The 23,297-nt window shown below is 67.6% G+C and carries 20 protein-coding genes; 11 read left to right on the forward strand and 9 right to left on the reverse strand.

Annotation, left to right across the window (positions count from 1 at the left end):
• Positions 1-13: 13 nt before the first annotated feature.
• The 3 genes from HD841_RS07825 to HD841_RS07835 all read right to left on the reverse strand — a co-directional run bounded on the left by HD841_RS07825 (position 14) and on the right by HD841_RS07835 (position 4,670).
• Positions 14-2,365 carry a sensor histidine kinase gene (locus HD841_RS07825; protein WP_257015351.1) on the reverse strand — a complete coding sequence of 784 codons (2,352 nt, stop codon included), beginning with the start codon at positions 2,363-2,365 and terminating at the stop codon, positions 14-16.
• Positions 2,366-2,572: 207 nt separating this feature from the next.
• Positions 2,573-4,009, reverse strand: a complete 1,437-nt coding sequence (ahcY, locus tag HD841_RS07830; protein ID WP_179508335.1) for an adenosylhomocysteinase — start codon at positions 4,007-4,009, stop codon at positions 2,573-2,575.
• Between the two features lie 100 nt (positions 4,010-4,109).
• Positions 4,110-4,670, reverse strand: coding sequence for a YqgE/AlgH family protein (locus tag HD841_RS07835; protein WP_179508336.1), 561 nt, complete (start codon positions 4,668-4,670; stop codon positions 4,110-4,112).
• A 122-nt stretch (positions 4,671-4,792) separates the two neighbouring features.
• On the opposite strand from HD841_RS07835, the gene HD841_RS07840 reads away from it, so the two are divergent.
• The 3 genes from HD841_RS07840 to HD841_RS07850 all read left to right on the forward strand — a co-directional run bounded on the left by HD841_RS07840 (position 4,793) and on the right by HD841_RS07850 (position 7,649).
• Positions 4,793-5,272, forward strand: a complete 480-nt coding sequence (locus HD841_RS07840; protein ID WP_179508337.1) for a peroxiredoxin — start codon at positions 4,793-4,795, stop codon at positions 5,270-5,272.
• A 306-nt stretch (positions 5,273-5,578) separates the two neighbouring features.
• Positions 5,579-7,015, forward strand: coding sequence for an AMP nucleosidase (locus HD841_RS07845; RefSeq protein ID WP_179508338.1), 1,437 nt, complete (start codon positions 5,579-5,581; stop codon positions 7,013-7,015).
• An 82-nt stretch (positions 7,016-7,097) separates the two neighbouring features.
• On the forward strand, positions 7,098-7,649 hold the full coding sequence (locus HD841_RS07850; protein ID WP_179508339.1) for a hypothetical protein: 552 nt from the start codon (positions 7,098-7,100) through the stop codon (positions 7,647-7,649).
• Between the two features lie 340 nt (positions 7,650-7,989).
• On the opposite strand, the gene HD841_RS07855 is transcribed toward HD841_RS07850, so the two are convergent.
• Positions 7,990-9,813, reverse strand: a complete 1,824-nt coding sequence (locus HD841_RS07855) for a M2 family metallopeptidase (protein WP_179508340.1) — start codon at positions 9,811-9,813, stop codon at positions 7,990-7,992.
• A 74-nt stretch (positions 9,814-9,887) separates the two neighbouring features.
• Positions 9,888-10,649: an alpha/beta fold hydrolase gene (locus HD841_RS07860; RefSeq protein ID WP_179508341.1), complete on the reverse strand. Its 762-nt coding sequence runs from the start codon at positions 10,647-10,649 to the stop codon at positions 9,888-9,890.
• A 191-nt stretch (positions 10,650-10,840) separates the two neighbouring features.
• Between HD841_RS07860 and HD841_RS07865 the strand changes: the two genes are divergently transcribed.
• Positions 10,841-11,119 (forward strand): hypothetical protein, encoded by a 279-nt coding sequence (locus HD841_RS07865; protein ID WP_179508342.1) that lies wholly within the window; start codon positions 10,841-10,843, stop codon positions 11,117-11,119.
• 108 nt (positions 11,120-11,227) lie between these two features.
• Positions 11,228-11,851, forward strand: coding sequence for a YitT family protein (locus HD841_RS07870; RefSeq protein WP_179508343.1), 624 nt, complete (start codon positions 11,228-11,230; stop codon positions 11,849-11,851).
• A gap of 63 nt (positions 11,852-11,914) precedes the next feature.
• Here the strand turns inward: HD841_RS07870 and HD841_RS07875 are convergent, their stop codons facing one another.
• The 3 genes from HD841_RS07875 to HD841_RS07885 all read right to left on the reverse strand — a co-directional run bounded on the left by HD841_RS07875 (position 11,915) and on the right by HD841_RS07885 (position 16,191).
• Complete coding sequence (locus HD841_RS07875; RefSeq protein WP_179508344.1) at positions 11,915-12,943, reverse strand: aspartate-semialdehyde dehydrogenase; 1,029 nt, start codon at positions 12,941-12,943, stop codon at positions 11,915-11,917.
• Between the two features lie 63 nt (positions 12,944-13,006).
• Positions 13,007-13,723: an MgtC/SapB family protein gene (locus HD841_RS07880; RefSeq protein ID WP_179508345.1), complete on the reverse strand. Its 717-nt coding sequence runs from the start codon at positions 13,721-13,723 to the stop codon at positions 13,007-13,009.
• Positions 13,724-13,974: 251 nt separating this feature from the next.
• Positions 13,975-16,191 carry a S9 family peptidase gene (locus HD841_RS07885; RefSeq protein ID WP_373562963.1) on the reverse strand — a complete coding sequence of 739 codons (2,217 nt, stop codon included), beginning with the start codon at positions 16,189-16,191 and terminating at the stop codon, positions 13,975-13,977.
• Positions 16,192-16,418: 227 nt separating this feature from the next.
• On the opposite strand from HD841_RS07885, the gene HD841_RS07890 reads away from it, so the two are divergent.
• From HD841_RS07890 to HD841_RS07910, 5 genes are all read left to right on the forward strand, one after another.
• Positions 16,419-17,075, forward strand: coding sequence for a DUF6975 family protein (locus tag HD841_RS07890; protein WP_218845462.1), 657 nt, complete (start codon positions 16,419-16,421; stop codon positions 17,073-17,075).
• 81 nt (positions 17,076-17,156) lie between these two features.
• The gene (locus HD841_RS07895) at positions 17,157-18,002 is read left to right on the forward strand and encodes an AAA family ATPase (protein ID WP_179508347.1); all 846 of its coding nucleotides are present in this window, start codon (positions 17,157-17,159) and stop codon (positions 18,000-18,002) included.
• A gap of 220 nt (positions 18,003-18,222) precedes the next feature.
• Positions 18,223-18,786 carry a CHAP domain-containing protein gene (locus tag HD841_RS07900; RefSeq protein WP_179508348.1) on the forward strand — a complete coding sequence of 188 codons (564 nt, stop codon included), beginning with the start codon at positions 18,223-18,225 and terminating at the stop codon, positions 18,784-18,786.
• Between the two features lie 31 nt (positions 18,787-18,817).
• A complete protein-coding gene (locus tag HD841_RS07905) occupies positions 18,818-19,996 on the forward strand; it encodes a vWA domain-containing protein (protein ID WP_179508349.1) in 1,179 nt (392 codons plus the stop codon).
• A gap of 51 nt (positions 19,997-20,047) precedes the next feature.
• A complete protein-coding gene (locus HD841_RS07910) occupies positions 20,048-20,278 on the forward strand; it encodes a hypothetical protein (protein WP_179508350.1) in 231 nt (76 codons plus the stop codon).
• A 447-nt stretch (positions 20,279-20,725) separates the two neighbouring features.
• On the opposite strand, the gene HD841_RS07915 is transcribed toward HD841_RS07910, so the two are convergent.
• Positions 20,726-21,811 (reverse strand): anhydro-N-acetylmuramic acid kinase, encoded by a 1,086-nt coding sequence (locus HD841_RS07915; RefSeq protein WP_179508351.1) that lies wholly within the window; start codon positions 21,809-21,811, stop codon positions 20,726-20,728.
• A gap of 140 nt (positions 21,812-21,951) precedes the next feature.
• Between HD841_RS07915 and rimO the strand changes: the two genes are divergently transcribed.
• Positions 21,952-23,277, forward strand: a complete 1,326-nt coding sequence (rimO, locus tag HD841_RS07920) for a 30S ribosomal protein S12 methylthiotransferase RimO (RefSeq protein WP_179508352.1) — start codon at positions 21,952-21,954, stop codon at positions 23,275-23,277.
• Positions 23,278-23,297: the final 20 nt, after the last annotated feature.

Here is a 23,297-nt window from a genome sequence, read left to right on the forward strand (position 1 = left end):
GTGTCGTGGCCGATCATCGCCGCGGCAACTCCACCGTCACCAGCGTGCCCTCACCCGGCTGCGAGACGAGATCGATCCGCCCGCCGTGCGCCTCGACGAACTGGCGCGCGAGCGGCAGCCCGAGCCCGAGCGCCCGCTCCCCGGTCGGCTGCATGCCGGGTTCGCCGAACCGGTCGAAGGCGCGCGCGATACTCTCCGCATCCATGCCGAAGCCGTTGTCGGACACGACGATCCGTGCAGTGGTGGCGCTGCCGTCGGCGTGCAGCAGGATCCGCCCGCCCTCCGGGGTCGAGGCGACGGCGTGGCGCAACAGATGCTCGACAACTTCCTTCAGCCGCTTGGGATCGCCGCTCACCCGCCCGGTCGAGCGCGCCAGCTCCACCGCAAAGTCGAGCTTGCGCCGCTTCGCCGCCGGCCGGATCGTCTCCGCCGCCGCGCGGGCGGTCGCGGCGAGATCGACGTCGACCCGCTCGATCTCGGCTTCGTCGCCGCCCTGCGTCAGATCGAGCACGTCGTCGATCAGCAGCCCGAGCCGCTCCACCGACTGCAGGATCGCCTCGACATAGCCGTCCGCCTCGGGCGTCAGCTTGCCGGCATAGCCCGCATGCAGCATCTCGGCGAACCCGCTGATCGAGGTGAGCGGCGTGCGCAATTCGTAGCTCATGTTGGCGACGAACTGCGTCTTGACCCGGTCCGCCGCCTCCAGTGCATTGGCGCGGTCGCGCAACGCCTGCTCCGCGCGACGGCTGTCGGTGATGTCGAGCATGGTCAGCAGCGCGTTGCCGTCGGGCAGCGGCACGGCGGCGAAGGCGAAATGCCGGCCGTCGGCAAAGGCGACGCGGCCGCCGCGCTGCTGCCGGTCGGTCGTCGCCGAGCGGACCAGTTCGGGGATCAGCGCCGCGCGATTGGGCGTCGCCAGCTTCGACGCCGCCGCCGCCGCAAAGGCGTCGACGCGCGGATGGCCGGTGAGGAATTCCTCCTCGAACCCCCAGGCGGCGCGCAGCCGGTTGTTCCACAACTGCAATTTGCCGTCGGCGGCGAACACCGCCAACGCCTCGAACAGATTGTCGAAGGTCGCGGTGCGCACCCGCAGCAGCGTGTCGCGCGCACTCGCCAGCTGCACCTCCTCGGTCCGGTCCTCGAAGATCGTCAGCAGCCCGCCATCGGGGAGCGGCTGGGCGACGACGCGCAGGTGGGTGCCGCCGGGCAGATGCCAATTCTCCTCGCTCGCCGCCTCGCCGGGGACGAACCAGCCGCGCCGCTCCGCCTTCCAGCTTGGGAAATCGCGCACCTCGGGTACGCGGCTTGCCTCGCGCATCCGTTCGAGCACGCGATCGAACTCGGGCCGGTCGGCGAGCCATTCGGCGCGCATCGCGAACATGCGCCGGAACGGCTGGTTGCAGAAGACGAGGCCGCGGTCGGCGCCGAATTGCGCGACGCCTGCGGACAGGCGATCGAGCAGCGCGCGCTGCGCATCGGCGAAGCGCTTGGCGCCGGCCCGCGATTGTTCGAGATCCTCGATATCGACCGCATAGCTCGCCACGCCGCCGGTCGGCAGGGGCACGTCATGGACTTCGAGCGAGCGCCGCTCGCCGCCGATCGTCGCCGGCAGAACCTCCCGCTGCGGCGCGCCCGAGGCGCGGGCGGCATGCGCGCCCGCGCGCGGGCCGCCGCGGCCCGAGCCCTCAACCAGTTCGAGCTGGCGGCCGATCACGTCGCCGGCATCCGCCCCGTCGACCGCGCGGACATAGGCGGTATTGACCATCGCCAGCCGCATGTCGCCGCTGCGGTACCACATCGGCAGCGGCGCCGCCTCGATCAGCCCGGTCAGCGCCTCGAACGCGATCGACAATTGCTCGACCTGGTCGCGCAAATGGGTGATCTCCGCCTCGCTGTCGGTGGCGTCGAGCGTCCAGATGACGACGGCGCCGGTCGCGCCCAGTTCGCCCGGCGCGCGGCTGCCGCGGATCGTGATCGCCCGTCCCGAGCCGACCGGATGCAGCGCCCGCACGAAGCCGCGCCCCGCCCGCTGCGCCGCCTGCACATCGGCGGCGAGCGCCTCTGCCTCGTCGGCGGGCAGGCCCGCGCCCTCGGCAGCCAGTTCGGCCAGGAAGCGCGGCGCGACCGACAATCCGAGCCATTCGACCAGCCGCGGCGGCATCTCGACCCGGCCGTCGGCACGCACGAGCATCGCCATCGCCGGCGACACGCTGCGCAGCACCTCCGCCTCGCGGCTGCGCGCGATCACCGACGCCGCCTCGCCGCGCAGGCGCCAGCCGACGAACAGGGCGAAGCCGCCGCCGACGACCAGTGCCGCCAGCACCGCGCCACACAGGACCGCCGCCATCACCGAAAGCTGGATCAACGCTTACCCCTCGTCACGTCCTCCGCACGGCGTGGACGGCCCGAGTGTAGAACGCAACCTACGGTAGCGGCAATGATAGTTGATGCGCGCCCCGATCGTTGCGCAAAACCGGGCCAACACGGTGCGCCCCTCCGGCGGGGCAGGACGGCAACGAAAAAGGGCGGCGCCTCGCGGCACCGCCCTTGTCCTCACCACGATCGCGGACGATCAGTAGCGATAGTGATCCGGCTTGAACGGCCCCTCGACCGGCACGCCGATGTAGCTCGCCTGCTTCTCGGACAGCTTCGACAGCTGCACGCCGAGCTTCTCGAGGTGGAGCGCCGCGACCTTCTCGTCGAGGTGCTTCGGCAGGACGTACACTTCGTTCTTGTACTTCTCGCCCGCGGTCCACAGCTCGATCTGCGCGAGCGTCTGGTTGGTGAAGCTCGCGCTCATCACGAACGACGGGTGGCCGGTCGCGCAGCCGAGGTTGACCAGGCGGCCCTTGGCGAGGACGATGATCTGCTTGCCGTCGGGGAATTCGACCAGGTCGGTGCCCGGCTTCACTTCGCTCCACTTGTAGTTGGACAGCGCGGCGATCTGGATCTCGCTGTCGAAGTGGCCGATGTTGCAGACGATCGACATCGGCTTCATCGCCTTCATGTGATCGGCGGTGATGACGTCGGCATTGCCGGTCGCGGTGACGAAGATGTCGGCGCGCTTGACCGCCTCGTCCATCGTCACGACCTCGAAGCCCTCCATCGCCGCCTGCAGCGCGCAGATCGGATCGATCTCGGTGACCATCACGCGGGCGCCGCCGTTGCGCAGCGACTGGGCCGAGCCCTTGCCGACGTCACCGAAGCCGGCGACGCAGGCGACCTTGCCGGCGAGCATCACGTCGGTGGCGCGACGGATCGCGTCGACCAGCGATTCCTTGCATCCGTAGAGATTGTCGAACTTCGACTTGGTGACGCTGTCGTTGACGTTGATCGCCGGGAACGGCAGCTCGCCCTTCTTCGCGATCTCGTACAGGCGATGCACGCCGGTCGTGGTCTCTTCCGACACGCCCTTCAGGTTCTTGACCGTCTCGGTCAGATAGCCCGGCTTCTTGGCGATGAACGCCTTGAGCGCGCGCTGGAACTCAACTTCCTCTTCATTCTCGGGCTCGGGCAGCGTCGCGCCGGCCTCGAGCTTCGCGCCCCACAGCGCGAACATCGTCGCGTCGCCGCCGTCGTCGAGGATGATGTTGGCGGTCTGGCCCTCGACATCACGATCCCACGAGAAGATGTCGCCGACATAATCCCAATATTCGGCCAGGCTCTCGCCCTTCACCGCGAACACCGGCACGCCGGTCGCGGCGATCGCGGCGGCGGCATGGTCCTGCGTCGAGAAGATGTTGCAGGTCGCCCAGCGCACGTCGGCGCCGAGGGCGGTCAGCGTCTCGATCAGCACCGCGGTCTGAATCGTCATGTGCAGCGAACCGGTGATGCGCGCGCCCTTGAGCGGCTGGCTTGCGCCGAACTCGTCGCGCAGCGCCATCAGGCCGGGCATCTCGGTCTCGGCGATGCGAATCTCGGCGCGGCCGAAATCGGCGAGGCCGATGTCCTTGATGACGTAATCGTTGGTCGAGCCGGTCCCAGCATTGGGCGCGAGCGCAGTAGCCACGTGGCATGCTCCTGAAGAAGATGGATGCCGCATCCTTAGCGACTCCCAACCCCCGGATCAAATATAAAGATATCTTTATATGTCGTCGGCACGCTGGCGGTCAGGCAGTGCCGGCGTCGGCGACCAGCAGCCGCGGGTCGATCCCCGCTTTCTCGAACGCCGCCATCCACCGCCGCTCGGCGGGCGTGGCGAACAGCAGGTCGTCATCGCCATCGACGTGGAACCAGCCCGGTCGCGACAGCTCGCCATCCAGCTGTCCGTCGCCCCAGCCGGCATAGCCGAGCGCGACCAGATAGCGCGTCGGCCCGCTGCCCTCGGCGATGGCGCGCAAGACGTCGACGGTGCTCGACAGCGACCAGCGGCCGGCGACATCGATCGTGTCCTGCCCGCTCCAGTCGCTCGAATGCACGACGAAGCCGCGACGCGGATCGACCGGGCCGCCGAAATGGACCGGCGCATCGGGGGCGACGCCGTGCGGGATCTCGAACTGGTCGAGCAGGTCGTGCAGGCCCAGCCCGTCGATCGTCGCGCCGACGCCGATCCCGATCGCGCCGTCGGCGTCATGCGCGCACATGGCGATCACCGCATGGTCGAAGCTTGGGTCGCTCATGCCCGGCATCGCGAGCAGGAACTGGCCGGAAAGGAAGGGTCGATACTGCATCATCGCTGAACATAAGCCGTGCCGCGCGTTCCGCCATGCTTGAAATCAGTGCGGCCGGGTCCGACTTCCCGCGCTGTGGCGCCGTCCGGCGGCCATGCGCATTCCAGCTTCGGAGACCCATGATGACGATCACCGTCGGCGACAAGATACCGGCCGCCACCCTGACCAAGGTCACCTCCGATGGCCCCGACCAGATCACCACCAACGCATTGTTCGACGGCCGCACCGTCGTGCTGTTCGCGGTTCCCGGCGCGTTCACGCCGACCTGCTCCGCCAAGCACCTGCCCGGCTTCGTCGAGAAGCGTGCCGAGCTCGCGGCGAAGGGCGTCGACGAAATCGCCTGCACCTCGGTCAACGACCCCTTCGTCATGAACGCCTGGGCCAAGTCCGCCAATGCCGAGGGGATCACGATGCTCGCCGACGGCAACGGCGACTTCGCCGAGGCGGTCGGCCTGACCATGGACGGCAGCAAGTTCGGCATGGGCAAGCGCAGCCAGCGCTACACGATGCTGATCGAGGATGGCGTCGTGAAGCAGCTCCACGTCGAGGCCCCCGGCGAGTTCAAGGTGAGCAGCGCGGAATATTTGCTGGGTGAAATGTGACTCTTTGCCCTCCCCCGTGTGGGGAGGGCGATTGCACGTGGCGATTGAGGTAGGTGGGCGCTCTTCAGGTCTAACCGTCACCCCGGACTTGTTCCGGGGTCCACCCTGCGGCCAGGAGAAACGCCCGAGGCGATACCGTTCTCCTGCGGCTTGGTGGACCCCGGAACGAGTCCGGGGTGACGGGTCGGAAGGGGACGCCGATCGAACCTCACCACAGCCCTGTGCAGTCGCCCTGCCCCGAACGCGGCAGGGCGTACGCGCCGCCACTGTCTTGCCACCGTCACCCCCGCCGCGTAACCATCCGTAATGACACTCGCATCCCGGATCGTCGCCGACCTCGACCAGCTCTATCGCGCTTCCGTCGAGCGCCTGCAGGCCGCGCTCAACGCCTATCTGACCGACGGCACGCCGCCCTCGCCCGAGAGCCGGGTCGACGGCTCCTTCGCCTATCCCGTCATCCGCCTGCGCTACGCGACGGTCGGCGACCGGCCGACGCCGCTGCGCTCGTTCGGCCGACTCGTCTCGCCCGGTGACTATACGATCAGCGTCACCAAGCCGGCGCTGTTCGCCGATTACCTGACCGAACAGCTTACGCTGCTGCTGGAAGATTACGACGTAGAGGTGGAGGCGGTCCCCGGCCGTCAGGAGATCCCCTTCCCCTATGTGCTCGATCCCGGCCATGCGCTGAGCCTCGACACCGTCTCCGCGACGGAATTGTCGCGCCATTTCCCCGCCACCGAGCTTGCCCATATCGGCGACGAGATCGCCGACGGCCTGTGGATTTCGGATGGCGGCACGCGACCGCTGGCGCTGTTCGACGCGTTGCGCACCGACTTCAGCCTCGCGCGCCTGCGCCATTATATGGGCACGCCGTCCGAGCACACGCAGCGCTTCGTCTTGTTCACCAACTACCATCGCTACGTCGACGAATTCGTCCGCTGGGGCGCGTCGCAGCTTGGGCCCGAAAGCCGCTTCACCGCGCTGTCGGGCGCCGGCAATATCGTCATCGACAATCCCGGCGACGTCGACAAACTGGTCAACGACAGCGCGTGGCGGCGGCACCAGATGCCCGCCTATCACCTGATGGCGGACGACCGCACCGGCATCACCCTGGTCAACATCGGCGTCGGCCCGTCCAATGCCAAGACGATCTGCGACCATCTCGCGGTGATGCGGCCCGAGGCATGGTTGATGATCGGCCATTGCGGCGGCCTGCGCCCGTCGCAGCGGATCGGCGACTATGTCCTCGCCCATGCCTATCTGCGCGACGACCATGTCCTCGACGACGTCTTGCCGCCCGAGATCCCCGTTCCGGCGATCGCCGAGGTGCAACAGGCGCTCGCCCGCGCGTCGGAGATCGTCAGCGGCCAGTCGGGCGAGGAGCTCAAGCGCCGGCTGCGCACCGGCACGATCGTCACCACCGACGACCGCAACTGGGAGCTGCGCTATTCCGCCTCGGCGCTGCGCTTCTCGCTGTCGCGCGCGGTCGGCATCGACATGGAATCGGCGACGATCGCGGCACAGGGCTATCGCTTCCGCGTCCCCTACGGCACCTTGCTCTGCGTGTCCGACAAGCCGCTGCACGGCGAACTCAAGCTGCCCGGGCAGGCCAACCGCTTCTACGAACGCGCGATCAGCGAGCATATGCGGATCGGCATCGAGACCTGCGAACAGCTCCGGCTGGAGGGTGCGAAGCTCCACAGCCGCAAGCTGCGCGCCTTCGACGAGCCGCCGTTCCGCTGATCGCGGAGGGCGGCATGGCACGGTTTGGAAACCAACGTCGCGCAGTGCGTTACGTTTCCGAATCAATCAGGGAGTTGCTGCCGTGGCCGATGACACCGACGACACGCCGAAATCCGAGACGCCCGCGGTAACCCCGCGCCGCCGCGCGCCGCGCAAGACCAGCACCACCCGCGCCAGTGCCGCCAAGGCACCCGCGAAGCCGCGCGCGCCACGCGCGCCGCGCGCCAAGCCGGCCGAGCCGTCGACGGTGGAGAAGGTCGAGACCGCCGTGACCGACGCCGCTGCCAAGACCACGCGGCGCGCCAAGGCGGCGGTCACCAAGGCGGAAAGCGCCGTCGCCTCCGCCGCCAAGTCGGTCAAGCCGCGCTCGACCAAGCGCGCCACCCCGCGCAGCAGCGCCGCCAAGAAGCCGGCCGGCAAGAAGCGTCAGGCCGACAGCGCCAACAAATGGGGGATCGCCGCGCTCGGTGCCGGTGTCGCGACCGTGGGCGCCGTCGCCGCGGCGGCGCTCCTCTCCCTGCGCGGCAGCACGCCCAAGGATGCCAAGAAGGCCCACGCGCCCGACGGCAGCGACGCATCCAAGTCCTTCGAAGCGGGCATTGCCGACCAGAACGCGATCCCCGACGAGGCTTGATTGCTACGCCCGCCACGAGGGGCGGCGAGGCGGCAACCGGGAGGTGGAGGGAGAGGAAGGTGGATGGTCTCCAACGAGCCCGCCGCCTTTTCCTTCCCGCCCGGACGACCTGCGCGGGTGCATGGGTCCGCCGTGGTCCAAGTACACCCCGTCACCCCGGACTTGTTCCGGGGTCCACTCTGCGGCGAGGAGAAAGGCTCGATCCGACACCGTCCTCCTCGCGGCCCGGTGGACCCCGGAACAAGTCCGGGGTGACGGGTAGGACGAGGAAGCCGATCGAGCCTCATCGCCTCAGCGATATGCGACAGCCCCGTCCCGGCTGGACGGGGCAACCCGCAGCTCACCAGCCGGTCGGCTTGCCCTTGTTCTGCTGGTCGAGCCACGCCTTCAGCGGGGCGAAATATTCGACCAGCGCCTTGCCGGACATCTGCCGCGAGCCGGTCATCACCTGCAACGCATCGGGCCACGGCTTCGACTGGCCCATTGCGAGCATCGCGTTGAGCTTCGTGCCCACCGCCGTGTTGCCGTAGAACGAGCAGCGGTGCAGCGGCCCTTTCCAGCCGGCCTGATCGCACGCCGCCTTGTAGAACTGGAACTGCAGCACCCGCGCCAGGAAGTAGCGCGTGTACGGCACCGTCGCCGGGATGTGATATTTGGCGCCCGCGTCGAACTTGGTCTCGTCGCGCACCACCGGCGGCGTGATCCCCTGATATTGCAGGCGCAGCGCGTCCCAGCCCTTCTGATAGTCGCCGCTGCCGATCTTGCCCGAGAAGACGTTCCAGCGCCATTTGTCGACCAGCAGCCCGAACGGCAGGAACGCGACCTTGTCCATCGCCTGGCGCAGCAGCAGGCCGATGTCCTTGTCCGCACTCGGCACCTGTGCCGGCGCGAGCAGGCCGATCTTCACCAGATAATCGGGCGTGATCGACAGCGCGACGGTGTCGCCGATCGCCTCGTGGAACCCGTCGTTGGCGCCGTTCTTGTAGAGGTAGGGCTGGTTCTTGTACGCGCGCTGGTAATAATTGTGGCCGAGTTCGTGGTGGATGGTGACGAAATCGTCGCCGTTCACCTTGGTGCACATCTTGATCCGGATATCGTCGGCATTGTCGATGTCCCAGGCCGAGGCATGGCAGATCACCTCGCGGTCGGCCGGCTTGACGATCTGCGACCGCTCCCAGAACGTCTTGGGCAAGGGCGCGAAGCCGAGCGACGAATAGAAGGCCTCGCCCTGGCGGACCATCTTGACCGGATCATAGCCCTTGGCCTTGAGCAGCTCGCCGGTGTCATACCCGACGTCGCCGGCCCCCTTTGGCGCAACGATGTCGTAGATATTGCCCCATTCCTGCGCCCACATATTGCCGAGCAGATCGCTGCGGATCGGGCCCGTCTTCGCCTGCACCGCATCGCCGTACTTCTCGTTGAGCTTCCAGCGCACATAGGTGTGCAGCGACAGATAGAGCGGCTCGACCTCCTTCCAGATCTGGTCGGTCAGCTGCTCGAACTGTTCGGGCGTCATGTCATAGCCCGAGCGCCACATCGCGCCGACATCGGCGAAGCCCAGCTCCTTGGCGCCGGCGTTGGAGATCGCGGTCATCCGCGTATAGTCCTTGCGCATCGGCGCGCCGACCTGGTCGTTCCAGCTGACCCACATCTCCTTGAGCTTGGCGGGATCGCGCGAGGTGCCCATCGCCGCCTCGATATCGGAGCCGTTGATCGGCTTGCCGTCGAGCGTGCCCTTGCCCTTGCCGTAGTTGGACGACATGCGCGTGGTCAGCGTCGCCAGCTCGGTGGCGGCACCCGGCGTCGTCGGCGCGGGCAGGCCGACGCCGTTCTTGAGCAGGTCGAGCTTGCGCCGCGTATCGCCCGACACGCCGCCGACGCCGTTGAAGCGCGCCGCGCCCTTCGCCCATTGCACCGCCTTCTCGGTCAGCTCGGCGCCCGACCTGGCGGCGAGCGCATCGGTATCGTCGGTGATATAGGTGGCGTTGACCCAGGCGGTCTGCTGCGCCGGCACCGACAGCTCGGCGGCCTCCTTCTCGACCGCGGCGACATAGGCGTCTGCCTCCGCCGCAGTCGGCTTGGCGCCGGGCTTGGTGCCGGTCTGCGCGGCGGCGGGCATGACGAACAGGGCCGCGGCAAGCGCGGCGGTGGAAACGAGACGCATGGAAGGAAAGCCCCTGACGATCATATGATTGTCGTCACGATGGGCGAGCCACCCCCTGCGGGTCAAGCCATGGCTCAGCCGGCGAGATAATCGGCGATCGCCTGCCCCAGCTCCAGCTTGGCGACCGCGCTCATATGCCCCCCCGGGATCTCACGATACACCGCCTGCGGAATGGCATCGGCAAGCGCCGCGCCCGAGCCGTTGTCGTCGTCCTCGGCGCCGGTGATCACCGCGACGGGCACCTGGATCGCCTCGACCGCTTCGATGGGCGTATCGACGAACGTCTCCAGCACGTTGAGCAAGGCCACCGGATCGCCCTTGGTCGTCTTGAGGAAGGCCTCGGTCATCCACTCGTTGCTGCCGCGGTCGAAGCTGCCGAGGTTGGTCAGCACCTTGCGGAAATAGTCGCCACGCCCCCCGGTGCTGACGATGCCGTCGAGCCCCATGCCCGCGACCACCGCCCGGCGCGGCGTCGCACCGTTGACCAGCATCCGCATCGTCGTCCGCCCGCCGAGCGAATAGCCGCCAAGATCGTAATCGGTCAGCCCGAGATGCGCGATCAGCGCCATGCCGTCGCGCATCAGCGCGTCGGGCGGATAGGCGGCGACATCGTGCGGCCGGTCGCTCAGCCCGTGGCCGCGCAGGTCGGGCATGATCACCCGGAAGCCGCGCGCCGCCAGCTTGGCGGCGTGGCCATATTTCAGCCAGTTGACCTCGGCCGTCGAGAAATAACCGTGGATCAGCACCGCCGGCCGCCCCGCGCCCAGCTCGCGCCAAGCGATGCGGGTGCCGTCGAAGCTCTCGAAATAATGCGGTTCGGTGGGCGAGTCGGCCACGAGTCGTCGGTCCTGCTGCTGCGTTGGGAGTGCGTCCGCGTCCGTGGGTCGCCGGTGACGATATGTCCAGCCTCGATCCGCCGCGACAGCCGGTCCGCGGCAGCGGGATAATCGGGCCGAATCGTCGAAATCGGCCTTTTCAACCGACACAAAGAGGCATACTCTCCTTTCAAAGCATAAGAAGGAGAGCGATGATGGACAATGGTCTGCAATCCCGCGGCGTGCATCCGGCGGGCGACGAGAGCCTGGTGATCCTCCAGAGCCTGTTGTGCCTGTTGCGCGAGAAGAACCTGCTCAGCCGCGCCGATATCGAGGAACTGACCGATCGCGTCGCGATGCGCGCGGCGCAGGCCGAACGCGATCCGCTGCCCTGCTGCGTCGAGGCGACGCAAGGTGCGGCGCGCGAGATGGCGCGGATCGGCGAATATGTCGGCCACCGCTACGGCGGCAAGCACCGCCGGCTGGGATAGGTACGCCGCGGGCCTTCCGTTCGCACCCCAAGCCTGTATAGCCGCGATGCCGCCCCCGAGAGCGGCATCGCCCGGGAGAGGCGCCTGACCCATCATGCATGAGGTCCGATGCAGTCCCGCGACATTGCCTTCTCCCACGGCCGACCGCACAGCGTCGCCGAGGACGCCTATGCCCTGCTGATCGGGTGCATCCTGATCGTCGTCGGGCTCATTTTCCTGAAGGCCGCCGGCCTCGTCACCGGCGGCGTCGCCGGCATTGCGCTGCTGATCTCGTACAAGGTGCCGCTGCCGGCCGGCGTGCTGTTCACGCTGATCAACATCCCCTTCTTCGCCTTCGCGCACAAGGTGATGGGCGCGCGGTTCGCGGTGAAGTCGCTGCTCGTCAACATCGGCATCGCCGCCTTTTCGTCGCTGGCGCGCGTGTCGATCCGCGTGGTCGACATCCACCCCGCCTTCGCCGCGATCGTCGGCGGCACGGTGATCGGCATGGGCATCTTGGCGCTCGCCCGCCATCAGGCCGGCGTCGGCGGCACCGGCGTCCTCACCTTGTGGCTGCAACGCACCCGCGACTGGAACGCCGGCCGGTCGCAGATCGCGATCGACGTGGTGATCCTCGCGATCTCCGCGCCCGTGATCACCGCCGCGCAGCTCGGCTGGTCGGCGCTCAGCGCCGCCGCGATGAGCCTGATCCTGATCGCGTGGCACCGCCCGGGGCGCTATATCGGGCATTGACGGGCCGGCCCGTCGGCCCTTAGCCGGTCGAGACGCCTCTGCGCATCGACCGGCCCAACGCGGTCAACCGTCCTTCTTGAGGTGCCGCCGGCCGAGCAGTTCGGCGATCTGCACCGCATTGAGCGCCGCGCCCTTGCGCAGATTGTCGCTGACGCACCACAGGTTGAGGCCGTTCTCGATCGTCGGGTCCTCGCGGACGCGGCTGACATAGGTGGCGTCGTCGCCCGCCGCCTCGATCGGCGTGATATAGCCGCCGTCCTCATGCTTATCGATCAGCATGACGCCCGGCGCCTCGCGCAGGATGCGCTTGGCGTCCTCGGCAGACAGTTCGTTCTCGAACGCGATATTGACCGATTCGGAATGGCCGACGAACACCGGCACGCGCACGCAGGTGGCGGTGACCTTGATCTTCGAATCGAGGATCTTCTTGGTCTCGACCACCATCTTCCACTCTTCCTTGGTCGACCCGTCGTCCAGGAAGCTGTCGATGTGCGGGATGACGTTGAAGGCGATCTGCTTGGTGAACTTCTTCGCCTCGGCGGGATCGCCGACGAAGATGTTGCGGCTCTGCTCGAACAGCTCGTCCATGCCGATCTTGCCGGCACCCGACACCGATTGATAGGTCGAGACGACGACGCGGGTGATCGTCGCGGCGTCGTGCAGCGGCTTCAACGCCACCACCATCTGCGCGGTCGAGCAATTCGGATTGGCGATGATGTTCTTTGCCTTGTAGCCGTCGATCGCCGCGGCATTCACCTCGGGCACGATCAGCGGCACGTCGGGGTCCATGCGGTAGAGCGACGAATTGTCGATCACCGTACAGCCGGCGGCGGCGAACTTGGGCGCATAGACCTTGGTCGCCTCGCTGCCGATCGCGAACAGCGCCATGTCCCAGCCGGCGGGATCGAAATGCTCGATATTCTGCACCTTGAGCATCTTGCCGGTGTCGCCATATTCGATCTGCTCGCCCTGGCTGCGGCTCGACGCCAGCACGGCGATCTCGTCGAGCGGGAATTCGCGTTCGGCGAGGATGTTGACCATCTCGCGCCCGACATTGCCCGTCGCGCCCGCGACCACCACCCGATAACCCATGAAATCCTCCGCTGCGTTGCAGCGCCGCCTAATACGGTTGCGTGGCCACGTCCATCGGCTTTGCTAATCGTGCGTGCTGAGCTGCCAGGTGGCGTGTGCGATCCCGTGCACCCGGGCGAGGTGATCGACCAGCGCGTCGAGTTCGGTGTCGGGCACGTTGGTACTGACCAGCGTCGCCGACACTTCGACCCGATCGTCGCCGCGCGGCTCGGTCGTCAGCTCGCCGACCGGCAGCTGCGCCGATTCGAGATGCGCGACGAGCATGTCGCCCATCGGCCCCGCCCGCGCCGGATCGACGGTGATCGTCACCGTATAGGTGGCCTCGACCGAATGGCCGGCGAGCGGGATGCGGTTGATCGCGTCGACCAGCGGCCGCAGCAGCGTGTTGGCGGCGAGCACGACGACGGTGAGCAGCACCGCCTCGGCGACCATGTCCGATCCCGCGATCGCACCGACCGCCGCCGAGCACCACAGGGTCGCCGCGGTGTTGAGCCCGCGGACGTTCATCCCCTCCTTCATGATCACGCCGGCGCCGAGGAAACCGATGCCCGAGACGACATAGGCGATGATGCGGATCGACTCGACGTCGCCGCCGAGCCGCTGGCCGAGATCGACGAACGCCGCCGCGCCGATCGCGACGAGCGCATTGGTGCGCAGCCCCGCGGTCCGCTGCCGATACTGCCGCTCCGCGCCGATCACCGTGCCGAGCACGAAGGCGGTGACATAGCTGACCAACGTGTCGAGGAACGGCCAGAGATGGAACAGGGTCAGGAAACGCATCGGCGGCGTGTAGCGGGGCGAGACGACGAAATCATGTCAGCCCTGGCTTGCTCGTGTCCGCTGAGAGCCTCGGACCCTCTCCCGCGCACCCCGCCACCCGGACGTGTTCCGGGGTCTACCGTTCCACGAGAGCAACGTCAGGCGCTCCTGCGGACCGGTGGATGCAGGAACCCGTCCGGCATGACGTTGCGGATGACGTGAGGTCGCGCGGTCAGCACCGAGCGATCCTCATGCCCTCGGGTTGATCGCCCCTACTTCTTGTTCTTCACGTTCCGGTCGAGGAACTCGAGGATCGTTCCCCAGAGGTGCTGGCTCACCCCCGGTCCTGCGACGCGGTGGGTATAGCCGGGGTAGAACATCATCTCGAACGGCGTCGCGGTCGCCTGCATCCGCGCCGCGACCTTGGTCGAATTGTCGAGGAAGACGTTGTCGTCGGCCATGCCGTGGATCAGCAGCAGCGGATCGCGGATCTTCGATGCCTCCTCAACCGCCGCCGATCCGGCATAGCTCTGCGGGTCCTTGGCGGGATCGCCGAGATAGCGTTCGGTATAATGCGTGTCGTAGAGCTGCCAGTCGGTCACCGGCGCACCCGACACCGCCGCGGCATAGACGCCAGGGGTCTTCTCGAGCATCTTCAGCGACATGTAGCCGCCATACGACCAGCCATAGGTGGCGATCCTGCCGCCATCGACGAACGGCAGCGTTTTGAGATAATTGGCCCCGGCGAGCTGATCCTCGACCTCGACCGTGCCCATCGCGTGATAGATCTGGTCCTCGAACGCCTTGCCGCGATTGTACGAGCCGCGATTGTCGATCTTGAAATAGACCCAGCCCTGGCTGACCAGATATTGCGGCAGCGCCCCCTGCCAGCCGCGCGTCACCTGCTGGCCGGTGCCGGGGCCGCCATAATGTTCGAAGAACACGGGATACTTCTTCCCGGCGACGAGCGGCGGGGTGATCATTTCCCAATAGAGCGTCGTGCCGTCGGCAGCCTTGATCGTTCCAAACTTGGTCGGCTGATGCTGCGCGAGGAACGGGAAATAGGGATGGCCCGCGACCAGCGCGTTCTCGTTGATCCACGCGATCCGCTTGCCGCTGGTGTCGGCCATATAGACCTGCGTCGGCTGCGCGGCATTGGACCGCGACACGATGAAGCGGCTCGCCGCCTTGTCCATCGTCGCGCTGTTGGTCCAGCCGCGCTCGGTCAGCCGCTCGAGGACGTTCGGTTTGGCGATGTCCACCGCATAGAGATGCTGTTCGAGCACGTCGTCCTTGAGCCCGGTGAAATACAGCCGCCCCTTCTGCTCGTCGACGCCGACCAGCCCGGTGACCACCCACGGCCCCTTGGTGAGCTGCGCCCACTTGCCACCCGGCGTCCAGCGATAGAGGTGGCCGTAGCCGTCGCGCTCGGAGCGCCAGATCAGGCTGCCGTCCTTCATCGGCTGGTAATCGTCGGACAGGTTGAGCCAGCTCTTCGCACCGGCCTTTTCGGTGAACAGCACGCTCGCCTTACCCGTCTCGGGATCGACGCGCAGCATGTCGAGCGTCTTCTGGTCGCGGCTCTGCCGCTGCACCAGCAGGGTCTTGCCGTCCGGCGTCCAGTCGACCCGTGCCAGATAGATGTCGGGATCGCTGCCAAGATCGACCTTGACCTGCCCCGCGCCGTCGGGCCGCATCACATACAGTTCGACCAGCACGTTGGGCGTACCCGCCGCAGGATAGCGCTGCTCATAGGTCTTGGTCCCCGCCGCGCCGATCGACGCGCGGGTGAAGACATGGACCGGCGCCTCGTCGAATTTCTCCACCGCGATGAAGCGTTCGTCGGGCGACCACCAATAGCCAGTGGTGCGGTGCATTTCCTCCTGCGCGACGAACTCCGCCTCGCCGAAGTGGATCGTGCCGCCGCCGCCCTGCGTCACCGCGCGCGCGGCGCCACCGGCAAGCGGCTGCGCGAACACATTTTGGTCGCGCACGAAGCTGACATAGCCGCCCTTCGGCGACACGACGGGGTTGAGCTCGCCGCCCGGCGTCTGGGTCAGTCGTCGCACCTGGCCGTCGAGCGTCGCCAGATACAGGTCGCCGTCCAGCGGCACGAGGATCGTCTTGCCGTCGGGCGAGAAGTCATAGGCGACGATGCCCTTCGCACCGCTGATCCGCGCGCGCTCGCGCTGCATCTTCTCCGCCTCGCTCAGCTCGGCACCGCTGCCGACCGTCTTGCTGTCCACGAGCATCCGCTCGGCGCCGGTGCGCGTGTCGCGCGCCCACAGGTCGGTGCGCTCCTTCTCGTCGGCACGCGGGCGCAGGAAGGTGAGCAGGGTCCCGTCCGGCGACAGCCGCACGCCGCGCGGCTGCGACCCCGACAGATCGGGGCTGCCGAACACCCGCGCCAGCGTCAGCGTGCCGCTCTGCGCGGCCGGCGCCGCCCGAGTCGCGCCGTTCTGCGCGTTCGCCTCAGCGGTCATTGCCATGCTCCCCACCGACGCGAGCGCCAAGGCCACGATCCATCCCCGCATCCACCTTCTCCAAAAACAACGAGTTGGCGTTCTTACGGCACGGCCCGCCCGCGTAAAGATGGATTGAGACAGGGTTACCGCCATATAAACCCTGTCTTTACGTGCTTCGGTATAGTTAGTGAGTAGACAAGGGACCAAGTCGGACCGGCTTGGCGGCACGGCAGGAACAACGGGACAGCATCTTGGACACGGCACAGAAGGGTTGGCAATCGAGCGCTTGGGACCTGGTGACCCAGCTCGGCGAAGCCGACGGCAGCGTCGCGCATCCGCATCTGTCGTTGCTCATCTCGCCCGCGGCGGCGTCGCGCGACCTGTCGGACGCGGTGCATGCCCTCTGTTCGGTCCATGGTGATCCCCCCGGCCTCGCGGTCGCGGCGCGGACCTATTGCGTCCAGCCCGACGCCTGCGACTGGCTGACCGCGGTGGCGGACGCCTTCGTCGGCGAGCGCAGCTATATCGCGCAGCTTGCCGCCGCCGCCGGCCCCACCCCCTCGACCCCCGGCCAGGCCGAAACCGAGGCGGCGCTGATCGCCAGCCGTCATGCGCTCGAAACGCTCGCCCGTTCCGAACGGCGCGGCTGCGCCACCGGCGCGGTCGCCGCACTCGTGCAGGACTGGACGACGATCCGCTTGCTGCTCGACCATGCTGCCGAGCGCTTCGGGGTCGAGCCGGTGCCCGCGGGCTTTCCCTCGCTCGCCGAGACCGCATCGAGCGTCACCATGCTCGGCAGCACGCCCGCGACAGAACGCGCGGTCAGCTTCGGCGCGCAGCAGCTGTTCGCGCAGCACCGCGCCTTGTGGGACCTCCTCGAAGCCCGCGCCAGCGCCCGCAACGGCTGATCGGGCGCGCGCGCCAGCCGTCGCTTGCGCCGCGCGGCGCGATGCGCCAACCACACCGACAGTCCAACGTCGGGAACGGTCATGAAGCGCTTCGAAGGCACGCAAAGCTATGTCGCGACCGACGACCTCAAGGTCGCGGTCAATGCCGCGGTCACGTTACGCCGCCCGTTGCTGGTCAAGGGCGAGCCCGGCACCGGCAAGACCGTGCTCGCCTATGAGATCGCCAAGGCGACCGGCGCGGAGCTGATCGAATGGAACGTCAAGTCGACGACCAAGGCGCAGCAGGGGCTCTACGAATATGACACGGTCGCCCGGTTGCGCGACGGCCAGCTCGGCGATCCCCGCGTCCACGACATCGCCAATTACATCCGCCGCGGCAAATTGTGGGAGGCGTTCACCCGGCCCACCCCGCCGGTGCTGCTGATCGACGAGATCGACAAGGCCGACATCGAATTCCCCAACGACCTGTTGCAGGAACTCGATCGCATGGAATTCCACGTCTACGAGACGAAGGAGACGGTGCGCGCGGTCGAACGGCCGATCGTCGTCATCACCAGCAACAACGAAAAGGAGCTGCCCGACGCCTTCCTGCGCCGCTGCTTCTTCCACTATATCCGGTTCCCCGATCGCGAGACGATGCAGGCGATCGTCGACGTGCACTTCCCCGGCATCCAGAAGATGCTGGTCAGCCGCGCGATGGACATCTTCTACGAGGTGCGCGATGTCCCCGGCCTCAAGAAGAAGCCGAGCACCAGCGAGTTGCTCGACTGGCTCAAGCTGCTGCTCCACGAGGACATGCCGCTCGAGGTGCTGCAGAACCGCGATCCGACCAAGGCGATCCCGCCGCTCCACGGCGCGCTGCTCAAGAACGAGCAGGACATCATGCTGTTCGAGCGCCTCGCCTTCATGGCCAAGCGCCAGCGCTGATCCAGGGCCGCGGGCCCTTGCTGCCCGGATCGCACGGCCGGCCCGAGGGGCGACGACCGCAGCGGTCGGGATGAAGAGACAGTCTGGAATGCCCACCGGGCGGACCACGGCGCCGCCTCATTACGCTGCCGCAACGACCGGCAACATTTTGCCGGCTTTGTGACACGTTAACCATTTCTGCCAATCGACCAGTCATCCACATTGTCCTAATCCGACGATAATGCGGGGCTTTCTTCTCAGATGCGGCCTGCTGGTCGCTGCCGCTCAGGCGGCAATGCTTGCCGCTCCGGTCGGTGCGTCCGCCGGGCTGCTCGACTATGTCGGGCAGTGCGTACCGTTCGCACGCGCCGCTTCGGGTATCGAGATTTACGGCGACGCCTGGACCTGGTGGAACCAGGCCGAGGGCCGCTACGAGCGCGGCCACCGCCCGCGCGAGGGGTCGGTGATCGTCTTCGCCAAGACCGCCCGGCTGCCGCTCGGCCATGTCGCGGTGGTCAGCCGCGTCGTCGAGCGCCGCGTCCTGATGCTCACCCATGCCAATTGGTCGCGCCAGAACGGCAAACGCGGCCACGCCGAGCAGGACGTCACGCTCTACGACGTCTCGCCCGACAACGACTGGAGCGAGGTCAAGGTCTGGTATCGCGACGCCGAGGGGCTCGGCGGCGGCATCTATCCGGTCAAGGGCTTCATCTACGGCGGCCACCCGTCCCCGCAACTGACCAGTCGCAACCCCGATTATGTCGGCGCGCTGATCGACGCCTACGTTCCCGGCGCGGGCCGGTAGACAGGCGCGGCGGCACCCCTAAGATGCCGCCATGTTCCTCACCTTCCTCGACGAGGTGCGCGCCGCCGGCATCCCGGCCAGCCTCAAGGAGCATCTCGTGCTGCTCGAGGCGCTCGACGCCGAGGTGATCGACCACACGCCGGAGGCCTTCTACTATCTCGCCCGCGCCACCTATGTGAAGGACGAAGGGCTGCTCGACCGGTTCGATCAGGTCTTCGCCAAGGTCTTCCGCGGCATCGCCACCAGCTACGGCACCGAGGCGACCGATCTGCCCGAGGACTGGCTGAATGCGGTCGCCGAAAAATACCTCACGCCCGAGGAGATGGCGCGCATCGAGTCGCTTGGCTCGTGGGACGAGATCATGGCGACGCTCCGGCAACGGCTCGCCGAGCAGGAGGGACGCCACCAGGGTGGCAGCAAATGGATCGGCACCGGCGGCACCAGCCCGTTCGGCAACGGCGGCTACAATCCCGAAGGCGTCCGCATCGGCGGCGAGAGCCGCCACAGCCGCGCGATCAAGGTCTGGGACCAGCGCGCGTTCCGCAACCTCGATTCGACCCGCGAACTCGGCACCCGCAACATCAAGGTCGCGCTGCGCCGGCTGCGCCGCTTCGCCCGCGAGGGCGCGGCGGACGAACTCGACATCGACGGCACGATCGACGGCACCGCGCGGCAGGGCTGGCTCGACGTGCGGATGCGGCCCGAGCGGCGCAATGCGGTCAAATTGCTGCTGTTCCTCGACGTCGGTGGCTCGATGGACCCGTGGGTGACGCTCTGCGAGGAGCTGTTCAGCGCGGCGACGGCGGAGTTCAAGAACCTCGAATTCTTCTACTTCCACAATTGCCCCTATGAGGGCGTGTGGAAGGACAACCGCCGCCGCTTTGCCGAACGGACGCCGATGTGGGACGTGCTCCACACATTCGGCCATGACTACAAGCTGGTGTTCGTCGGCGACGCGGCGATGAGCCCCTATGAGATCAGCCATCCCGGCGGCTCGGTCGAGCATAACAACGAGGAGGCCGGCGCGGTGTGGATGCAGCGGCTGACCAACACCTATCCCGCGGCGGTGTGGCTCAATCCGCTGCCCGAACCGCAATGGGCGTACAGCCAGTCGATCCGCATGATCCGTGAGCTGATGAACGACCGCATGTACCCGCTGACGCTCACCGGCCTGGACGATGCGATGCGCGAACTCACCCGCAAGCGGTAGCGCCGGCTTCGGTCGCCATGTTACACTATCTCCGACTCAGGGAGACTGATCATGCGTCGTTTAGCCTTGCTCCTCGCACTGCTTCCCACCCTCGCCGCAGCACAGCCGACGAAGCCGAAGCCGCCGCTCGCCACATGCGAACGGCCGAGTGCCCGTCAGGTGTCGGGCGCGGCCAAGCCCGGCCTCCACAAGCTCGGCGATTTGCCGACGGCCAAGCCGATCTACACGGTGGTGCGCGAAGTCGACGGCTGCCCGACGCCGGTCAGCGTCCGCGCGCGCTGAAGTCCGGGGCGCTGCGCGCTGTCCTACGCCCCCGGACATGCGTATGTTCTGGGCCGGATCGACAGCCAAGCTTCGGAGAAAACGCCCTCCGCAAAAGAGGGCTATCGCGCATGGAGGTTCGTTTGGGTGCGCCGCCTTCCCAACCCACCCCGTCACCCCGGACCTGTGCCGGGGTCCACTCTGCGGCGAGGAGAAGGGCGTGATGGGACACCGTTCTCTTGCGGCCCGGTGGACCCCGGAACAAGTCCGGGGTGACGGATAGAGGAGGACGCCGATCGAACTTTATAACCGCAGCCATATGCGATAGGCCTCTCTGGCGGGCAGGAGTTTCCCGAAGCGTAAACGTCGATCCGCGTCAACGTCGCTGCTCTGCCTCATCGCTCCACAAATCGAAACGATGGAAGCCGATCGTTTCCGTTCAAGTGCCCGTCTCGTCCACGTCGTACGCTACGGCCGGCTCACCACCCCACCTGCCAACGGTGCCGTCACACCCGTAGTCCCCGGAAAGCTGATCGGCAGCCCGCGCAGGGTCCGCACCGCCATATAGGCGAAGCCCTCCGCCTCCATAGCATCGCCGTTCCAGCCGAGCGCATCGCTCGGCTCCGGCGTCAGTCCGGTGCGTTCGCCGATCATCCGCAGCAGCGTCGGGTTATGCCGCCCGCCGCCCGCGACGATCAGCCGCCGCGGCCGTGCCGGCAGTCGGTCGATCGCCTCATTCACGCTCGCGGCGGTGAAGGCGGTCAGCGTCGCCGCGCCGTCCGCCGCCGCCAGCCCGCGCGCCGGCTGGATGGTGAAATCGTTGCGGTCGAGGCTCTTCGGCGGCGCGAGCTCGAAGAACGGATGGTCGAGCATCCCGGTCAGCACCGCCTCGTCGACCTGCCCCGCCGCCGCCAGCGCGCCGCCCGCGTCGAAGCGCGCGCCCGTCTCCGCCTCGACCCAGCTGTCGATCAGCCCGTTGGCCGGCCCGGTATCGAAGGCGACCAGCGTGCCGTCCGCGCCGACGAAGGTGATGTTGCCGACCCCGCCGAGGTTGAGCACCGCGACCGGCTTCTCCAGTCCAGCGGTCAGCGCGGCATGATAGACCGGCAACAGCGGCGCGCCCTGCCCGCCCGCGGCGACGTCCGCGCTGCGGAAGTCACTGACCACCGCGATGCCGGTCGCCCGCGCCAGCACCGCGCCGTCGCCGATCTGCCATGTCCAGCCGCGGTCGGGGCGATGCGCCACGGTCTGGCCGTGATAGCCGATGACCGCGACATCGGCCGCCTCGACGCCGGCCTCGCGCAGCAATTTGTGGGCCGCCAAGGCATGCGTCCGGTCGATCAACTCGCCCGCCGCGACCAGATCGGGGCTCGCGCGCGGTCGGTCGAAGGTCAGCGCCAGCGCGGTCGCCGCGGCGAGCTGCGTCCGCGCCGCATCCGAATAGGCCTCGCCGCGGAACGCGAGCGGCCGCACCTGTCCCTCGCCATCGGTGTCGATCAGCGCCGCGTCGATCCCGTCCAGCGACGTTCCGGACATCAATCCTATTGCCAGCATCAGCGCCTCACTTCCCTGCCGTCGCTGTGGCGCCTGCACCCGCTGCTGTCGAGCGATGCCGCCGCCGCGATGCGACGAACGGCGCCGGCTGCGGCACCATCTGGCAAAGGCGCGCTGAAACGCCTATGTGTGCGTCTCTCATGGCAACTCGTCTCCCTTCTCCGCCGCGCGTCGGCATGGTGTCGCTCGGCTGTCCCAAGAATCTGGTCGACAGCGAACGCATCCTCACCCAGCTGCGCGCCGACGGCTATCAGATGTCGGCCGATTACGCCGGCGCGGATGTCGTGCTGGTGAACACCTGCGGCTTCCTCGACTCCGCCAAGGAAGAAAGCCTGGAGGCGATCGGCGAGGCGATCGCCGAGAACGGCCGCGTCATCGTCACCGGCTGCATGGGCAAGGAGGCCGAGGTGATCCGCGCCCGCTTCCCGCAGGTGCTCGCGGTCACCGGCGCGCATCAATATGAACAGGTCGTCGAGGCGGTGCACGAAGCGGCGCCCGCCAACCTCTCGCCCTATATCGACCTGATCCCCGACGCCGGGCTCAAGCTGACCCCGCGCCACTACAGCTATCTGAAGATCTCGGAGGGCTGCAACCACCGCTGCTCCTTCTGCATCATCCCCAGCCTGCGCGGCGATCTCGTCAGCCGCCGCCCCGACGCGATCCTGCGCGAGGCGGAGAAGCTGGTCGCCGCCGGCACCCGCGAACTGCTCGTCATCAGCCAGGATACGTCGGCCTATGGCATCGACATCCGCAAGGAGCCGCGGCTGTGGAAGGGGCAGGAGGTCGTGCCGCACATGACCGACCTCGCCCGCGAGCTCGGCAAGATCGCGCCGTGGGTGCGGCTGCATTACGTTTACCCCTACCCCCATGTCGATCAGGTCATCCCGCTGATGGCCGAGGGGCTGGTGCTCCCCTATCTCGATATCCCGTTCCAGCATGCCGCGCCGTCGGTGCTCAAGCGGATGAAGCGCCCCGGCAACGACGCCAAGGTCCTGAGCCGCATCCACCAGTGGCGCGACATCTGCCCGGATATCGCGATCCGCTCGACCTTCGTCGTCGGCTTCCCCGGCGAGACCGAGGCGGATTTCGAGTATCTGCTCGACTGGCTCGACGAGGCGCAGCTCGACCGCGTCGGCGCCTTCCGTTTCGAGCCGGTCGAGGGTGCCGCCGCCAACGACCTGCCCGATCATGTGCCGGAAGAGGTCAAGGAAGAGCGCTACCAGCGGATCATGGCGAAGACCGCCGCGATCAGCGCCGCCAAGCTCGCCGCCAAGATCGGCCGCACCCTCCCTGTCATCATCGACGAAGTGGGTGAGGAAGGCGCCACCGGCCGCAGCCAGGCCGACGCCCCGGAGATCGACGGCCAGGTCTTCCTGCGCGACGCCGCGCATCTGTCGGTCGGGGACATCGTGCCCGTCGCGATCGAGGATGCCGACGAACACGATCTGTACGGCGTGCCGGTTTAAGGACTTAGCGCCACCCGCTG

The sequence above is a fragment of the Sphingomonas melonis genome (genome assembly GCF_013409985.1).
GTDB lineage: Bacteria > Pseudomonadota > Alphaproteobacteria > Sphingomonadales > Sphingomonadaceae > Sphingomonas > Sphingomonas melonis_A.

Excerpts from the sequence above, each read along its gene's own strand:
- rimO (WP_179508352.1), top strand. The coding sequence starts at position 21,952 with ATGGCAACTCGTCTCCCTTCTCCGCCGCGCGTCGGCATGGTGTCGCTC.
- HD841_RS07895 (WP_179508347.1), top strand. The coding sequence starts at position 17,157 with ATGAAGCGCTTCGAAGGCACGCAAAGCTATGTCGCGACCGACGACCTC.
- HD841_RS07905 (WP_179508349.1), top strand. The coding sequence starts at position 18,818 with ATGTTCCTCACCTTCCTCGACGAGGTGCGCGCCGCCGGCATCCCGGCC.
- HD841_RS07855 (WP_179508340.1), bottom strand. The coding sequence starts at position 9,813 with ATGCGTCTCGTTTCCACCGCCGCGCTTGCCGCGGCCCTGTTCGTCATG.
- HD841_RS07910 (WP_179508350.1), top strand. The coding sequence starts at position 20,048 with ATGCGTCGTTTAGCCTTGCTCCTCGCACTGCTTCCCACCCTCGCCGCA.
- HD841_RS07875 (WP_179508344.1), bottom strand. The coding sequence starts at position 12,943 with ATGGGTTATCGGGTGGTGGTCGCGGGCGCGACGGGCAATGTCGGGCGC.
- HD841_RS07870 (WP_179508343.1), top strand. The coding sequence starts at position 11,228 with ATGCAGTCCCGCGACATTGCCTTCTCCCACGGCCGACCGCACAGCGTC.
- HD841_RS07865 (WP_179508342.1), top strand. The coding sequence starts at position 10,841 with ATGATGGACAATGGTCTGCAATCCCGCGGCGTGCATCCGGCGGGCGAC.
- HD841_RS07900 (WP_179508348.1), top strand. The coding sequence starts at position 18,223 with ATGCGGGGCTTTCTTCTCAGATGCGGCCTGCTGGTCGCTGCCGCTCAG.
- HD841_RS07840 (WP_179508337.1), top strand. The coding sequence starts at position 4,793 with ATGACGATCACCGTCGGCGACAAGATACCGGCCGCCACCCTGACCAAG.
- HD841_RS07845 (WP_179508338.1), top strand. The coding sequence starts at position 5,579 with ATGACACTCGCATCCCGGATCGTCGCCGACCTCGACCAGCTCTATCGC.
- HD841_RS07915 (WP_179508351.1), bottom strand. The coding sequence starts at position 21,811 with ATGCTGGCAATAGGATTGATGTCCGGAACGTCGCTGGACGGGATCGAC.
- HD841_RS07885 (WP_373562963.1), bottom strand. The coding sequence starts at position 16,191 with ATGGCAATGACCGCTGAGGCGAACGCGCAGAACGGCGCGACTCGGGCG.
- HD841_RS07880 (WP_179508345.1), bottom strand. The coding sequence starts at position 13,723 with ATGCGTTTCCTGACCCTGTTCCATCTCTGGCCGTTCCTCGACACGTTG.
- HD841_RS07835 (WP_179508336.1), bottom strand. The coding sequence starts at position 4,670 with ATGCAGTATCGACCCTTCCTTTCCGGCCAGTTCCTGCTCGCGATGCCG.